The organism is Pelomonas sp. SE-A7, assembly GCF_030345705.1.
In the GTDB taxonomy this organism is placed as follows: domain Bacteria; phylum Pseudomonadota; class Gammaproteobacteria; order Burkholderiales; family Burkholderiaceae_C; genus JAUASW01.
Window position 1 is genome coordinate 746,761 of record NZ_JAUASW010000002.1, and the last position, 14,889, is coordinate 761,649.

At 67.9% G+C, this 14,889-nt stretch carries 12 protein-coding genes and 1 pseudogene; 10 read left to right on the plus strand and 3 right to left on the minus strand.

All coding sequences use genetic code 11. From position 1 onward, the window contains the following. The first annotated feature begins 60 nt into the window (after positions 1-60). The 4 genes from QT382_RS17355 (at position 61) to msrQ (ending at position 5,204) form a co-directional block, all read left to right on the plus strand. Positions 61-2,202: a cytochrome c biogenesis protein ResB gene (locus QT382_RS17355; protein ID WP_502929912.1), complete on the plus strand. Its 2,142-nt coding sequence runs from the start codon at positions 61-63 to the stop codon at positions 2,200-2,202. After that, positions 2,199-3,545 carry a c-type cytochrome biogenesis protein CcsB gene (gene ccsB / locus QT382_RS17360; protein ID WP_289255341.1) on the plus strand — a complete coding sequence of 449 codons (1,347 nt, stop codon included), beginning with the start codon at positions 2,199-2,201 and terminating at the stop codon, positions 3,543-3,545. Before QT382_RS17355 ends, ccsB begins: the two co-directional genes overlap by 4 nt. Positions 3,546-3,630: 85 nt before the next feature. After that, on the plus strand, positions 3,631-4,581 hold the full coding sequence (msrP, locus tag QT382_RS17365) for a protein-methionine-sulfoxide reductase catalytic subunit MsrP (RefSeq protein ID WP_289255342.1): 951 nt from the start codon (positions 3,631-3,633) through the stop codon (positions 4,579-4,581). Then, a complete protein-coding gene (gene msrQ / locus QT382_RS17370; protein WP_289255343.1) occupies positions 4,581-5,204 on the plus strand; it encodes a protein-methionine-sulfoxide reductase heme-binding subunit MsrQ in 624 nt (207 codons plus the stop codon). Before msrP ends, msrQ begins: the two co-directional genes overlap by 1 nt. On the opposite strand, the gene QT382_RS17375 is transcribed toward msrQ, so the two are convergent. Next, entirely contained in the window at positions 5,169-7,253 is a 2,085-nt protein-coding gene (locus tag QT382_RS17375; RefSeq protein WP_289255344.1) for a S9 family peptidase, read from the minus strand. The two genes, msrQ and QT382_RS17375, sit on opposite strands and share 36 nt — an antisense overlap. A 165-nt stretch (positions 7,254-7,418) precedes the next feature. Between QT382_RS17375 and QT382_RS17380 the strand changes: the two are divergent. The 5 genes and pseudogenes from QT382_RS17380 to glmU all read left to right on the plus strand — a co-directional run. Then, positions 7,419-8,309, plus strand: a pseudogene (locus QT382_RS17380) (NAD(P)/FAD-dependent oxidoreductase); the annotation flags it as partial. Between the two features lie 84 nt (positions 8,310-8,393). After that, on the plus strand, positions 8,394-8,762 hold the full coding sequence (locus QT382_RS17385; protein ID WP_289255491.1) for a dihydroneopterin aldolase: 369 nt from the start codon (positions 8,394-8,396) through the stop codon (positions 8,760-8,762). Between the two features lie 7 nt (positions 8,763-8,769). After that, positions 8,770-9,717 carry a tRNA 2-thiocytidine(32) synthetase TtcA gene (gene ttcA, locus QT382_RS17390; RefSeq protein WP_502929913.1) on the plus strand — a complete coding sequence of 316 codons (948 nt, stop codon included), beginning with the start codon at positions 8,770-8,772 and terminating at the stop codon, positions 9,715-9,717. A gap of 89 nt (positions 9,718-9,806) precedes the next feature. Further along, positions 9,807-10,412, plus strand: coding sequence for a DUF4136 domain-containing protein (locus QT382_RS17395; protein ID WP_289255346.1), 606 nt, complete (start codon positions 9,807-9,809; stop codon positions 10,410-10,412). 47 nt (positions 10,413-10,459) lie between these two features. Next, positions 10,460-11,860: a bifunctional UDP-N-acetylglucosamine diphosphorylase/glucosamine-1-phosphate N-acetyltransferase GlmU gene (gene glmU / locus QT382_RS17400; RefSeq protein WP_289255347.1), complete on the plus strand. Its 1,401-nt coding sequence runs from the start codon at positions 10,460-10,462 to the stop codon at positions 11,858-11,860. Here the strand turns inward: glmU and QT382_RS17405 are convergent. Further along, positions 11,853-12,695, minus strand: a complete 843-nt coding sequence (locus QT382_RS17405) for a phytanoyl-CoA dioxygenase family protein (protein WP_289255348.1) — start codon at positions 12,693-12,695, stop codon at positions 11,853-11,855. The two genes, glmU and QT382_RS17405, sit on opposite strands and share 8 nt — an antisense overlap. An 86-nt stretch (positions 12,696-12,781) precedes the next feature. Here QT382_RS17405 and QT382_RS17410 point away from each other — a divergent pair, with 86 nt between their 5' ends. After that, positions 12,782-13,312, plus strand: coding sequence for an SRPBCC family protein (locus QT382_RS17410; RefSeq protein WP_289255349.1), 531 nt, complete (start codon positions 12,782-12,784; stop codon positions 13,310-13,312). A 1-nt stretch (position 13,313) separates the two neighbouring features. Here the strand turns inward: QT382_RS17410 and QT382_RS17415 are convergent, their stop codons facing one another. Further along, complete coding sequence (locus tag QT382_RS17415) at positions 13,314-14,714, minus strand: acyl-CoA thioesterase/bile acid-CoA:amino acid N-acyltransferase family protein (RefSeq protein WP_289255350.1); 1,401 nt, start codon at positions 14,712-14,714, stop codon at positions 13,314-13,316. Between the last annotated feature and the right edge of the window lie 175 nt (positions 14,715-14,889).

The following is a 14,889-nucleotide window of genomic DNA, read 5'->3' on the forward strand; positions in this document are numbered from 1 at the left end:
ATGTCACCGGCCTTTTCTTTGGCCCAAACGCCCGCCGACGCCAGCCCCGACAATCCGCCGATGTCCTCCGCTGAAACGCTGCCCCCCGCCCCTGCCCCGGCGCGCGCCCGCCCGCTGCATGACCTGGTCGAGCTGCTGTCCTCGATGCGCTTTGCCATCGCCCTGCTGGTGGCGATCTGCATAGCGGCGGTCACGGGCACGGTGGTCAAGCAGCGCGAGCCGCTGAACAACTATGTGAACCAGTTCGGCCCGTTCTGGTCCGAGCTGTTCGGCCGCATCGACCTCTACGCGATCTACAGCGCCTGGTGGTTCCTGCTGATGCTGGCCTTCCTGGTCGTCTCGACCAGCCTCTGCATCGCCCGCAACACGCCCAAGATCATTGCGGACCTGAAGAGCTACAAGGAACACATCCGCGAAAGCGCCCTGCAGGCCTTCCACCACAAGGCGCTCGGCGCCATGCCCGTGTCGGCCGAGGGCGCGCTGCAGCGCGTGTCGGACCTGCTCGCCGCCGACGGCTGGAAGGCCAAGGCCCAGGTGCGCGACCGCGGCACCATGGTGGCGGCTCGCAAGGGGGCGGCCAACAAGATCGGCTATCTGTCCGCCCATTCGGCCATCGTGCTGATCTGCCTGGGCGGCCTGCTGGACGGCGACCTGCTGGTGCGCGGCCTGATGTGGGCGCAAGGCAAGAGCATCTACAACGGCGGCGGCATGGTCAGCGAGGTCAAGGCCGAGCACCGGCTCTCGGCCAGCAGCCCCAGCTACCGCGGCAACCTGCTGGTGCCCGAGGGCGGCCGCGCCACCACCGCCATCCTGAGCATGACCGACGGCGTGGTGCTGCAGGAGCTGCCCTTCGACGTGGAGCTGAAGAAGTTCATCGTCGAGTACTACGACACCGGCATGCCCAAGCTGTTCGCCAGCGAGATCACGATCCGCGACCATGCCACCGGTGCCCTGCGCCAGGCCACCGTCAAGGTCAACGAGCCGGTGATCCACGATGGCATCGCCATCTACCAAAGCAGCTTCGACGACGGTGGCTCCAGCGTGAAGCTGCGGGCCCTGCCGTTGAGCTCGGCCAGCGAACCCTACTTCATCCAGGGCACGGTGGGCGGCGCCACCACGCTGAGCAACGGCAACGACAAGCTGCAGCTGGAGTTCACCGGCCTGCGCGTGATCAACGTCGAGAACATGGCCGGAAGCAGCGCCAGCGGTGCCGACGTACGCAAGGTCGACCTGAGCGAAACCCTGGGCAAGCACCTGGGCAGCGGCGCCAAGGGCACGAACGACAAGCAGCTGCGCAACGTCGGCCCCTCGGTCAGCTACAAGCTGCGCGACGCTGCCGGCCAGGCGCGCGAGTTCAACAACTACATGGTGCCGGTGGAGCTGGACGGCCAGCGGGTCTTCCTCGCCGGCGTGCGCGACACGCCGGCCGAGGCCTTCCGATACCTGCGCATCCCGGTCGATGCCGAGGGCGGCATCGAGGGCTGGTTCCAGCTCAAGCAGGCCCTGGCCGACCCGCAGCAGCGTGCCCGCGCCGCCGAGCGCTATGCCGTGCTGGCCACGCCGGCCGACAAGCCGGCGATGAAGCCGCAGCTGCAGGCCACGGCCCAGCGCGCCCTGGGCCTGTTCGCGGGTGCCGAAGGCGTGCGCCCCGGCGAGGTGCCGCCCAGCGCCGGCTGGGGCGGCCTGCCGGCGCTCTCGGCCTTCATCGACAAGGAAGTGCCCGAGGCCGAGCGCCAGCGCGTCTCCGAGGTGCTGCTGCGCATCCTCAACGGCTCGCTGTTCGAGCTGCACAAGCTCAACCTGGCCAAGGCCGGCAAGTCGCTGCCCGCCAATGACGAGCAGACCCAGCGCTTCATGACGCAGTCGGTGCTGGCCCTGTCGGACAGCCAGTTCTACCCGGCGCCGCTGCTGCTGCAGCTGGACGACTTCAAGCAGGTCCAGGCCAGCGTGTTCCAGGTCGCGCGAGCCCCTGGCCAGAAGCTTGTCTATCTGGGCGCCATCTTGCTGATCGTCGGCGTGTTCGCCATGCTCTATGTGCGCGAGCGCCGGCTGTGGATCTGGCTGGAACCGACGGCGCCGGAGCAGACCCGGGTCCGCATGGCCCTGTCCTGCACCCGCCAGACCCTGGATACCGATGCCGAGTTCACGCGCCTGAGCCAGGCGCTGCTTGGTTCCGAGGATTTGAACAAGGCCTCAACATGAACACCACCACCCTGACCCTGGGCCGTCGCCGCTCGCTGGTCCAGCGCAGCCCGGCCGACTGGGCCTTCGCCCTGCTGGTGCTGATAGGCGGCGGCTATGCCTTCTCGCGCTACGGCGCCTCGATGGACGTCTACGAGAAGGGCATCCTCGGCTTCGCCATGCCGGCCCTGGTCGCCCTGGGCTGGTTCTGGCGGCCGCTGCGCCTGCTGTCGGTGCTGGTCGGCGCCTTCAGCCTGCTGGCCATCAACCTCTACCTGCGCAAGCTCGACGGCTTCGGCGCCGACCTGGCGGCGGCGGACCAGGTCTTCTTCCTCAAGTACATGCTGTCCAGCCAGAGCGCCATCCTGTGGATGAGCCTGCTGGTCTTCATGAGCATGGGCGCCTACTGGGTGGGCTTCTTCGCCCGCGGCGAGAGCAGCACGGCCGAGGTGCTGGGTTCCAAGCTGGCCTGGGGTGCGGTCTTCATGGCCCTGGTCGGCACGATGGTTCGCTGGTTCGAGAGCCACCAGATCGCGCCGGACATCGGCCACATCCCGGTCAGCAATCTGTACGAGGTCTTCGTCCTCTTCACCTGGCTGACCTCGCTGATCTACCTGTACTACGAGGAGCGCTTCAAGACCCGCGCCCTCGGCGCCTATGTGATGCTGGTCGTGGCCGGTGCGGTCGGCTTCCTGCTCTGGTACACGCTGGACCGCGGCGCCCACGAGATCCAGCCGCTGGTTCCGGCCCTGCAGAGCTGGTGGATGAAGATCCATGTGCCAGCCAACTTCGTCGGCTACGGCACTTTCGCGCTGTCGGCCATGGTGGCCCTGGCCTATCTCTTGAAGACGGCCAGCCAGCGCGCGCTGCTGATCGGCCTGGTCGGCGTGCCGGTCGGTCTGGTGGCCTTCATCCTGGCGGTGCGCTTCGGCGCCCAGCTGCCGGCCGAAACCCTGGCCGGCCTGGACGGCTGGGCCCGCAAGATGGGCGCCGTGGCGATCTTCCTCGGCATCTGCGTGGCGCTGCGCAAGCCGTTGTCGGCGCGCCTGCCGGCCCTGCCCCTGCTCGACGACCTGATGTACAAGGCCATCGCCCTCGGCTTTGCCTTCTTCACCATCGCCACCATCCTGGGCGCCTTCTGGGCGGCCGAGGCCTGGGGCGGCTACTGGAGCTGGGACCCCAAGGAAACCTGGGCCCTGATCGTCTGGCTGAACTATGCGGCCTGGCTGCACATGCGGCTGATGAAGGGCCTGCGCGGCGCCATGTCGGCCTGGTGGGCCCTGCTGGGCCTGCTGGTGACCACCTTCGCCTTCCTGGGCGTCAACATGTTCCTGTCGGGCCTGCACAGCTACGGTACCTTGTAGCAATACAGGGATTGCAGCGCGGCAGTAAGCTTTGCGGCCTTGGACCGACTGAGGTTCATCGCCATAGCAAAGCAAGCAGCCCGCCATGCATTTCCATCCCGACCGCGGCCACGGCCGCCCGCTCGAATCCGAAGTCACGCCGCAGCGTCTCTACCTGCGGCGCCGTGAATTGCTGACCCTCGGTGCCGGCGGCCTGCTGCTGCCGAACCTAGCGGCGGCCGAGGCCAAGCTGCCGGCCGTGAAAAGCACCGTGGCCGGCGCCCTGGTGATGGACAAGCCCACCCGGGTCGAGGACGCCACCCGCTACAACAATTTCTACGAGTTCGGCACCGACAAATCCGACCCGGCCCGCAACGCCCACACGCTCAAGACCGCGCCCTGGAGCGTGATGGTCGAGGGCGAATGCGCCAAGCCGCAGCGCTTCGACCTGGACGCCCTGCTCAAGCTCAGCCCCATGGAAGAGCGCATCTACCGGCTGCGCTGCGTCGAGGGCTGGTCCATGGTGATTCCCTGGGTCGGCTATTCGCTGGCCGAGCTGATCAGGAAGGTGGAGCCAAGCTCGCGTGCCAAGTTCGTCGAGTTCACCACGCTGGCCGACAAGGCCCAGATGCCCGAGCTGCGCAATGGCGCGCTGGACTGGCCCTACGTGGAAGGCCTGCGCATCGACGAGGCCATGCATCCGCTGACCCTGCTGGCCTTCGGCATGTACGGCGAGGTCCTGCCGAAGCAGAACGGCGCGCCGCTGCGCCTGGTCGTGCCCTGGAAATACGGCTTCAAGTCGGCCAAGAGCATCGTCCGCATCCGCCTGGTCGAGAAGCAGCCCACCAGCAGCTGGACCAAGGCGGCCCAGCAGGAATACGGCTTCTATTCCAACGTCAATCCGCAGGTCGACCATCCGCGCTGGAGCCAGGCCACCGAGCGCCGCATAGGCGAGGACGGCCTGTTCGCCAAGAAGCGGGCCACGCTGATGTTCAACGGCTACGAGGCCCAGGTGGGCCAGCTGTACGCGGGCATGGACCTGCGCAAGAACTACTGATGGTCGGCGCGCGCAAGACGCATTGGCTGCTGCACTGGGCAGCCAAGCCGCTGCTGCTCATCGTCCTCATGCTGCCGCTGGTGCGGCTGGTCTGGGGGGCGGCCAACGACGGCCTGGGGCCCAACCCGGCCGAGGCCCTGATACGCGGCACCGGCGACTGGACCTTGCGGCTGCTGTGGCTGACCCTGGCGGTGACGCCGCTGCGAGAGCTGCTCAAGCAGCCGGCCCTGGCGCGCTTTCGCCGCATGCTGGGCGTGACCACCTTCTGCTACGCCTGCCTGCACCTGCTCTGCTACGCCTGGCTGGACATGGGGCTGGACCCGGCCGACATCGCCAAGGACATCGCCAAGCGGCCCTTCATCCTGATGGGATTCACGGCCTGGCTGTTGCTGCTGCCGCTGGCGGCGACCAGCTTCAACCGGGCGATCAAGGCACTGGGAGCCAAGCGCTGGCAGGCGCTGCACAAGAGCGTCTATGCGATCAGCCTGATCGCCCTGGCCCATTTCATCTGGATGCGGGCCGGCAAGCAGCTGTTCGGCGAGCCGGCCCTCTATGGCGCCCTGCTCGCCGTGCTGCTGGCGGCGCGCTTACTGCTGCGTCACCGGCGGCGTGGCCGTGACTGAGCCGTTGCGGCTGCCCGCGCCGATGTGGCGCTCGAAGAACTTCAGCTTGGCTTCGTAAAGCTCGATGTTGTTCTCCAGCTTGCCGTAGCCATGGCCTTCCTCGGCCTTGATCATGACCAGCTCCGGCGGCTTGCCCGCCTTGCGCAGCGCCTCGATCATCAGCTCGGTCTGCTGCACCGGCGTGCGGCGGTCATTGGCGCCGGCATAGATGAACAGCGGAATGCTGGAACGCTCGGCATGCAGGGCCGGCGACACCTCGCGGGCCGGCGCCCAGTCCTCGCCCTCGACGCCGAGCAGGCGCTTCCAGGTCGCCACGCCGCCACGGCTGCGCGCGTAGTCGGTCTGGGTCGATTTCTGCTGCAGTTCCATGTCGCCGATGGCAAAGCCGGCCGCCGCGCACTTGAAGACCTCGGCCGAACGGACCGTGGCCCACAGCGAGGCATAGCCGCCATAGCTGCCGCCGGTAATGCAGATCCGCGACGCATCGGCAAAGCCCTGCTGCACCGCCCAGCGCGCCGCATCCTCATGGTCGTCGGACATCTTGCGACCCACCTGGCCGAAGCCGGCCTCGTAGATCCGGCCGCCGAAGCCCGGGGTGATGCGGTGGTTGGGCAGCACGACGGCATAGCCGCGTGAGGCCAGCAGCTGGGCCTCGCGCACGCCGCCGCCGCTCATCGGGCCCCAGATGTCGGCCCGCACATGGGGACCGCCATGCACGTGGACCACGGTCGGCAGGCGCTGGCCCGGCTGGTAATCGGCCGGCAGGAAGTAGTACGAGGGAATCTCCAGGCCGTCCCGCGTCTTGAGCAGGAACGGACGCATGGCGACCAGGTGCTGCTCATTCAGGTCGCGCCTGGAACGGAGCAGCTGCTTCAGCGACTTGGCCTTCTCGTCGTACAGGTGGTAGGTGTGCGGCTTGCGATCGCTGAAGGTCGTCACCAGGGTCCGACCTGCGGTCGTGCGCTGGATCTGCACGACCTCGTCGGGGAACACCTTCTGCAACGCCTCGTGGAGGCTGGCGTAGGTGGGGTCGATGTAGACCACGCTGCGGCGATCGGCGTCGATGCCGAAGCCGACCAACTCGCTGGTGTCCCGGTCCATGAAGCCGGTGATCGCCGCCGCGTCATAGCGCGGATGACCGATCAGCATCTCGCCCAGTTCCTTCTTGTCCACATCGAACAGGAAATAGGCCGAGGTCGCTCGCTTGCTGGTGGACGAGACGATCAGGTTCTTGTTGTCCGGGGCGAAGCCCACCGGCGTCCAGCGACGCCCCTTGTCGGCCTCGGTGAAGCTGGCCACTTCGCGCCAGGGACTGTCCGCCGTGTCGCGGACCATGATGGTACGAACCAGCTCGGCCTCGGTGGCGTCTTCCTTGTTGAAGACCACGGCCCCGCGGACCTCGCTCTTTTCGTCCAGGAACCAGCTGGCCACCAGGCCGGGCGTGTTGAAGGTGAGCAGCTTGCGCTGACCGGTCGTCAGATCGACCTTGTAGACGTCGGTGCGCGTGGTGCGCAGATTGCCCATGGCGATGATCTCGGTGCTCGACCCGGGCACGACGGCCGCGAAATCCAGGCGCCGGTAGATCGTCGTCCCGTTGGCAATCTGCTCGCCCAGCGTCGGCTGCAGCTTGCGGAAATCGGAACCGTCCACCCGCACGGCGAACAGGCCGCCGCCATCACCGGTCTCGGCACCGGTCGGGGTGTCCAGCGTGCCCAGGTTGAAGACCAGGAACTCCGAGCCCACCCAGTGGTAGCCGATCACGTCAAAGTTGGAGAAGGTCGTCACGGCGCGCGACTTCATGTTCTCCAGGTCGAGCACCACCAGGTTGCGCTTGCCCTTCAGCGGGGACAAGGCCGCCAGGAAGCGTCCGTTGGGTGAAATGCTCACCTGGGCAAAGTCGGCCGGGGCCATGTAAGCAGCGACCGGCAGCGGCTGCGCCTGGGCCGGCTGGGCCTGCACCAGGCCGCACAGGGCCGGCAGGGCCACGGAAAGACAAACCAGGGGCGCGCGCCCCAACCATTGGCGGATCGCCAGCTTCTTCTTCAACATCGGTACTCCTCGTTTACTGCGCCGCGTCGGACCCGGCGGGTCGGATCGCGGCTGTGCGCATCGCCGTACTTCGCGGCGTCCCTCACGCGGGCCGCATTCTCGCCCAGGCGCCGTCGGGGCCGGCCTGGGATAATTCACGGTTGACCTCCCTGCCCCCTCATCCCGATGCCTGACTTTCCGCCCAACTCCGTCGACTGCGCCGTCCTGGGCGGCGGTCCGGCCGGCTGCAGCGCTGCCGTCTGGCTGGGGCAACTGGGCCTGGGCACCCTGCTGCTGGAGCGCGGCGAATCATTGTGCGGCAGCCTCTCCAGCCTGCACTACCCGCAGGACTGGCTGCTGGGCCACCCGGGCGAGACCCTGGCCAGCCTGGGCGAGCGCTATGCGGCCCATGTCCAGGCCCTGCCACAGATCCGTACCGAGCTGAATGCCCGGCTGGACCACCTGGACTGGCACGCCCAGGAGGGCTGGACCCTCTACCTGGCCGGCGGCAGCACGGTCCGCGCCCGCAGCCTGCTGCTGGCCACCGGGCTGCAGCCGCGCCGGCCCGAACCGCTCTACCCCCAGCATCCGCGCAGCCCGCGGGTGATGGATTCCATCGAGCTGACCCAGCGGCGCGAGGCGCTGAAGCCCGGCCACATCCTGCTGCTGGGCGGCGGCGACAACGCGGTCGAGAATGCCCTCTTCCTGGCCCGGCGCGGCCACGAGGTGACCATCTGGTCGCGCAGCGAATGGCGCGCCCAGAGCCACCTGATCCAGCAGTTGGAGGCCGAGACCGGCATCCAGCGTCGACCGGCCGACCCCATGCCGGCCACGGTGCAGGCCGAGGGGGAGCAATTGCTGGTCCGCTCCAAGAAGCATGGCGACGAACGCTTCGACCAGGTGGCCGTGCTGCTGGGCTACGAGCCCGAACCCAGCGCCTGGCTGCTGGTGGCCGACGCGCTGCAGCGCGCCGGAGTGACCGCCCCGTCCCACCCGTTCCGCGACGAGCCCCGCTTCGCCGCCCTGGGCCTGTTCACCGCCGGCGATGCCAGCGGTCGCCAGCATCCCAGCGTGCAGACCGCCCTGGGCGACGGCGTGGTGGCGGCCAAGCAGGTCGAGAACTTCCTGCGCCCGCTGGCCGAGCACCAGCCGCCGCCGGCCCTGCGGCGCAACAACCGCCAGGTCATCCACATCTCGGGCCTGCGCTTCGGCGCCAACCTGGGCGTGCTGGACTTCGAACGCGAAGGCCCCCAGCCCATCCAGGTCGATGCCGAGGTCAACCTGGGCGCCCAGACCATAGTCTCCCGCGACGCCGACATCGGCCATGTGCTGGACTACCGCCGGGTGCGCCAGATCATCATCGACGAGTGCACGGCCGAGCACACGGACCTGCTGGAAGCCCTGCTGGGCAAGCTCTGCACCCGGCTGATGAAACTGCACGGCGTGGTGGGCGTGCGCCTCAAGGTGAGCAAGCTAGAGATCTTTCCCGACTGCCAAGTCGCAATCAGTGCCGAATGCGGCCAGTGGTAATCAACAGGTGAATGCAATGACGACGACCGAACTCCTCCTGACCCCCGAGGCCGATGCGGCCAAGGCCGCCGAGAAGAAGGCGGCGCACGAGATCAACAAGCTGAGCAAGCGCCTGCACCGCCAGGTCGGCCAGGCGATCTCGGACTTCAACATGATCGAGGACGGCGACAAGGTGATGGTCTGCCTGTCGGGCGGCAAGGACAGCTATTCGATGCTGGACATCCTGATCAACCTGCAGCAGCGGGCACCGATCAAGTTCAGCCTCGTGGCCGTCAACCTCGACCAGAAGCAGCCCGGCTTCCCCGAGGAGGTGCTGCCGGCCTACCTGAAGAGCCGCGGCGTCGATTTCCACATCGAGAACCAGGACACCTACAGCATCGTCAAGAAGCTGATCCCCGAGGGCAAGACCACCTGCAGCCTGTGCTCGCGCCTGCGCCGCGGCATCCTGTACCGCGTGGCCGGCGAGCTGGGCGCCACCAAGATCGCCCTGGGCCACCACCGCGACGACATAGTGACCACGCTGATGCTGAACATGTTCTTCGGCAGCCGCATGAAGGGCATGCCGCCCAAGCTGGTCAGCGACGACGGCAAGAACGTGGTCATCCGCCCGCTGGCCTATGTGCGCGAGCCCGACCTGGTGCGCTGGTCCCAGCACCGCGAGTTCCCCATCATTCCCTGCAATCTCTGCGGCAGCCAGGAAAACCTGCAGCGCGTGCAGGTCAAGGCCATGCTGAACGACTGGGACAAGCGCTTCCCCGGCCGCATCGAGAACATGTTCACCGCCATGGGCAACATCGTCCCCTCGCACATGATGGACAAGACCCTTTATCCGTTCACCAGCATCAAGGCCAGCGGCCAGCCCGAGCCGGGCGGCGACATCGCCTTCGATGACGACGAGAGCTGCCAGACCCCGGCGCCGTCCATCATCAGCCTGCATCGCGACATCGACGATTGAACCCTGCCGCCTAGGTAGAAACATAGGTAAACAAAACCGGCGCGCGAAGCGTTCACAATGGCTCCACACACAAGACCCTGGAGGCCCTCATGAACGCTTTCCTGCATCGACGTCTGGCCCTGAGCGCCTTGCTGGGCGCGACGCTGCTCGCCGCGGTGGGTTGCGGCAGCATGTACACGCTGACCAGCGAGGTCGCCACCTACGGCGAATGGCCGGCCGACCGCAAGGGCGGCAGCTACGCCATCGAACGCCTGCCCTCGCAGAAGAATTCCGACAAGCGCGACGCCATCGAGGGCGCGGCCCGCGTGGCGCTGGAGAAGGCCGGTTTCACGCCGGCCGCCGACGCCAAGGCGGCCGATTTCGTCGTCTCCATTGGTGCCCGCTCCACACTGACCGAATACTCGCCCTGGGAAGATCCGCTTTGGCGCCACTGGCGCAGCAACTGGCGCTTCGGCCCGCCGAACCGCATGTTCTACGGCCCCTTCACGCTGCGCGAGCGCGCCTACGAGCGCGAGGTGGCGGTGCTGGTGCGCGAGCGCAGCAGCGGCCAGCCGGTCTACGAGGCGCGGGCCAGCAGCGATGGCCTGTCGGTCGGCGACGAAAAGGTCTTCGGTGCGATGTTCCAGGCGGCCCTGAGCGATTTTCCGCAGACCAAGGACAAGCCGCACCTGGTCTCGGTGACGGTCGAGCGCTGAGCCCAAGCAGATAATCGCGGCTTTTCCTTGCACAGGAATCGCCGCGCATGTCGTCGACCCAGCTGAACATCGTCATCATGGCCGCGGGCAAGGGCACCCGCATGAAGTCCGCCCTGCCCAAGGTCCTGCACAAGCTGGCCGGCCGCTCGCTTCTGCAGCATGTGCTGGGCATGAGCGAGCGGCTGGGCCAGGCCCGCCGCATTGTCATCACCGGCCATGGCGCGGAGCAGGTCGAGACGGCCGTGGCCGCACCCGGCCTGAGCTTCGTCCGCCAGATGCCCCAGCTGGGCACCGGACATGCCGTCCAGCAGGCCGTGCCGGCGCTGGACGATGCCGCCCCGGTGACCCTGATCCTCAACGGCGATGTGCCGCTGATTCGCGCCGAGACGGCCCAGGCATTGGTCGAGGCCTGCGCCGGCGGCAGCAAGCTGGCGCTGATGACCATTGAGCTGGCCGATCCCACCGGCTACGGCCGCATCGTCCGCGATGCCGAGGGTGGCGTGCAGGCCATCGTCGAACACAAGGACGCCAGCCCCGAGCAGCGCCAGATTCGCGAGGGCTACACCGGCATGATGGCCGCGCCCACGGCCGCACTGAAGCGCTGGCTGTCGCAGCTGACGAACGACAACGCCCAGGGCGAGTACTACCTGACCGACATCGTCGCCATGGCCGTGGCCGAGGGCCTGCCGGTCACCGGCACGCTGGCTCCAAGCGAGACCGAGGTGCTGGGCGTCAACAGCCCGCTGCAGCTGTCCGACCTGGAGCGCCGCTTCCAGCGCCAGCAGGCCGAGACCCTGATGGAACAGCAGGGCCTGCGCCTGGCCGATCCGGCCCGCTTCGATCTGCGAGGCCAGCTGACGGTGGGCCCCGACGTCGAGATCGACGTGGGCTGCGTGTTCGAAGGCCAGGTGAGCCTCGGCGAAGGCGTCCGCATAGGCGCCTACTGCGTGATCCGCAATGCCACGATTGCGGCCGGCGCGCGCATCCACGAGTTCACCCATATCGACGGCGAAAAGCCGGGCGGCGCCAAGGTCGGAGCTGGCGCCCTGATCGGCCCGTTCGCCCGGCTGCGCCCGGGCGCCGAGCTGGGTGACGAAGTCCACATCGGCAACTTCGTCGAGGTCAAGAATTCCACCTTGGCCAAGGGGGCCAAGGCCAACCACCTGGCCTACCTGGGCGATGCCACGGTGGGCGAGCGTGTCAACTACGGCGCCGGCTCCATCACCGCCAACTACGACGGCGCCAACAAGCACCGCACCGTGATCGGCGCCGATGTGCACGTCGGCTCCAACTGCGTGCTGGTCGCGCCTGTAGAGATCGGCGCCGGTGCCACGGTAGGCGGTGGCTCGACCATCACCAAGCCGGTGGGCGCCGGCGAACTGGCCGTGGCCCGCGGCAAGCAGGTCGCCATCAGCGGCTGGGCGAGGCCGGTCAAGAAGCCTAAATAAAACCCCGCACCGGCAGCTCAATGCCACGCTGCAGCCAGTTGCGCTGCGAGTACGCGCTGGCCGCATCGGTCACATGCAGCGTGTAGGCATGGCGCGAGACCGGTGAGCGGTTGGGCGCGCTGTAGTGAGGCAGCAGGCCGTGGAACAAGACCAGGGTGCCGGCCTCGGCTTCCAGCGGCACGGCGCCATAGTCCGGGCCGGGCCATGGCGTCGTATCGAGCGTTTCCATCTTCACCTGGCGGCCCTCGCGGACGAAGCGCTCGCGCAAGGGACCGCGGTGGCCGCCCGGCTCCACCCACAGGCAGCCGTTCTCGCGCGTGGCGTCTTCCAGCGCGAACCAGAAGGTGGTCACAGTGATGGGCTCGCTGTCGAAGAACGAGGCGTCCTGGTGCCAGCGCACCTCGCCACCTATGCCGGGCTGCTTGAAGATGTACATGGACTGCCAGACCTGGGACCGGGTGAGGCCCAGGTCGCGCGCAACGGCCGCCAGCTCCGGACCGTGGGAGAAGCGCTCGAACACCGGGTCCAGGTCGTGCAGCGCGTGGCCGATCTTGTTGATCGCCAGTTCCTTGGGCACGCGCAGCCGACCCTGCTCGTCATGGGCTTCCTCCTCGAAGAAGCAGCGCACCTCGGTGGCCGATTCGAGGAAGTAGTCGTCGACCTTGCGGTCCTGTTCCTGGGTCGTGAAGACCGGCCGGTTCTCGCTGGGGTCGAAGCCGGCCACGATCTGGCCGGCGCGTTCGCGCACGGCGGCGATCTGCTCGGGGGACTTGAAGCCGGGCAGGACCAGATAGCCCTGCTCGCGGAACTGCGCTTGTTGGTCGGGGGTCAGCATGGGCGCAAGTCTAGGGTCTGTTCGCATTGCTAGCCGCCAGGCCCGGCGCGAAGCTGCGGCCACCTCAAGACAAGCAAGGACCCGCCATGAAGATCCTCAAGACCCTGGGCCTGATCCTGCTGGCCCTGTTAGCCGTGCTCTTGGTCGGCGGCATGCTGATGTCGCCCAAGTACAAGGTGCAGCGCACGGTGGCCATCAAGGCCGCGCCGGACAAGGTCTATGCCCTGGTGGCCAATCCGCGGCAATGGAAGCAGTGGAGCATCTGGAACCAGCGCGACCCCAATATGACGATCGAGTACAGCGGCCCCGAGTCGGGCGCCGGCGCCGTCTGGTCCTGGAAGAGCAAGACCGAGGGCGACGGCAAGATGAGCTTCACCGCCGCCGAGCCGCCCAAGCGCGTCGTTTACTCGCTCTACTTCCCCGACTTCGAATCGACCTCGACCGGCGAGATGCGCCTGGAGGTCCAGGGCGAGATGACCCAGGTCACCTGGACCATGGACGGCGACATGGGCGGCAACCCGCTGATGCGCTGGTTCGCGCTGTTCATGGACGGCATGATCGGCAAGGACTTCGAGGGCGGCCTGAACAACCTCAAGGTCCTCGCCGAGAAGGCCTGATTCAGAGCGCCAGGGTCCGCTTCAGGAACGCCAGCATGCGCGGCCAGGCATCGCCCTGGGCCCGCGCGTCGGCCTCGGGCGTGCCGCCCATCTTCATGGGCCCGGCGTTGTGCATCGTGGTCGGCTGGTAGCCGCTGCCCTGAATGGCATGGCCGGCCCCTTCGTAGACCAGGGCCTCGGTGACCAGGCCACGCTCGGCGCGCTTGGCGGCGATGGCGCGGGCCATGCCGCCCGAGTCCCACATCTCGTCGTCGGTGCCGGCCACCAGCAGCATCGGGCCGGGGTAGAGCTCGACCGGGATGCGGGCCTCGGCCGCTCGCTGCGGATGAGCGGCCCGGCCCTTGTCCTGCGGCCGCCGCACGATGACGGGCGACCCGGTCATGAAGCCTGAGAACTCCTGCTGGAAGTCCTGGTAGGGCACGAAGGGCAGAGCCTGGCCCTTCCAGGCGAACGAAGGCTGGTTCAGCGCCGCGCTGCGGCCGGAATCCCAGCCCTCCCAGACCACGTCGCTGGGCACCACGGCCACCACGCCCTTCAGCCAGGGCATGCGGGCCGCAGCCGACAGCGCGAACTCCGCGCCCTTGGAAACGCCGTAGACGGCGATCCGACGGGCATCGACCTCGGCCTGCGTCGCCAGCCAGTCGCGCGCCTGCTCCAGCCGTGCCAGCTCGATCATGGCGAAATTGCGCGGCAGCTCGGGCAGCTCGGGCGGCAGCGGTCCCGCCGCGCCCCAGCGGCCTGGCGAGTAATAGGGCAAGGCCAGCGTCGCGAAACCACGCGAGGCCAGCTCGGCGGCAATGCTGGCCGCGTAGCCGGTGCCACCTTCCGAGCCGCCCAGCACGATGACCACGGGCAGCTTGCTGCCGCCCTGGCTCGGCGCCGGCAGCACCAGCTGGGCGCCTGGCATGCCCTCGACCGCGCGACGCTGAAGGCCTTCGGCCACCGGACGCAGCAGCAGGCGCTGCTCGGCCAGCAGGGTTTCGGCACCGTCGGCGGCCACCGACGAAGCCTGGATCAGGACCTCGCCGTTCGGTGCGTCACGCAGTTGCTTGGCCAGCGCCTCCTCCACCTTGGCCGGCTTCATGGACCAGAACAGGCCGCGGCTGTCGGCGCCGGTGTAACTGCCGCTGCGCGGCGCCTGGATCGTGGGATCGATGCGGCCCACTGCATCAACCAGAAACACAGCTTCGGCACGGAACACCTGAGCACCCATGTAGGCGTTACGGACCACACGCAAGGCCTTGAGCCGCACCTCGCTGCCGGGCTTGAACTGGCTCAGCTCGAGGCTGACCGGCTCGCCCTCCAGCACCTCGCGGCCGGGCTTGACTTCCAGGCTCTGTGCCACGGCAGCTGCATTCACCAGCGCCAGCAGGGCGGCCAGCATCGTCGTCGTCTTCCTCATCGCCATCTCCTCGGTTGGGGATGGGATGGATGCTAGGAAGCGAGCCTCGGCCGGCCCGTCGCAGACCGACGATTCGACAGCCGGTCCGATGAATCGCCCGACTGCCTCATTTTTCGGCAGAGCAGGCTTTTGCTTGACGGCTCAAGCACTTGGCAGCGCTGTCGCCACGTTTCCC

Bases quoted from the DNA above. Each gene is read 5' to 3' on its own strand.
- QT382_RS17415 (WP_289255350.1), bottom strand. From the start codon at position 14,714: ATGAGGAAGACGACGACGATGCTGGCCGCCCTGCTGGCGCTGGTGAAT.
- msrQ (WP_289255343.1), top strand. From the start codon at position 4,581: ATGGTCGGCGCGCGCAAGACGCATTGGCTGCTGCACTGGGCAGCCAAG.
- QT382_RS17375 (WP_289255344.1), bottom strand. From the start codon at position 7,253: ATGTTGAAGAAGAAGCTGGCGATCCGCCAATGGTTGGGGCGCGCGCCC.
- msrP (WP_289255342.1), top strand. From the start codon at position 3,631: ATGCATTTCCATCCCGACCGCGGCCACGGCCGCCCGCTCGAATCCGAA.
- QT382_RS17355 (WP_502929912.1), top strand. From the start codon at position 61: ATGTCCTCCGCTGAAACGCTGCCCCCCGCCCCTGCCCCGGCGCGCGCC.
- glmU (WP_289255347.1), top strand. From the start codon at position 10,460: ATGTCGTCGACCCAGCTGAACATCGTCATCATGGCCGCGGGCAAGGGC.
- QT382_RS17410 (WP_289255349.1), top strand. From the start codon at position 12,782: ATGAAGATCCTCAAGACCCTGGGCCTGATCCTGCTGGCCCTGTTAGCC.
- ccsB (WP_289255341.1), top strand. From the start codon at position 2,199: ATGAACACCACCACCCTGACCCTGGGCCGTCGCCGCTCGCTGGTCCAG.
- QT382_RS17405 (WP_289255348.1), bottom strand. From the start codon at position 12,695: ATGCTGACCCCCGACCAACAAGCGCAGTTCCGCGAGCAGGGCTATCTG.
- QT382_RS17395 (WP_289255346.1), top strand. From the start codon at position 9,807: ATGAACGCTTTCCTGCATCGACGTCTGGCCCTGAGCGCCTTGCTGGGC.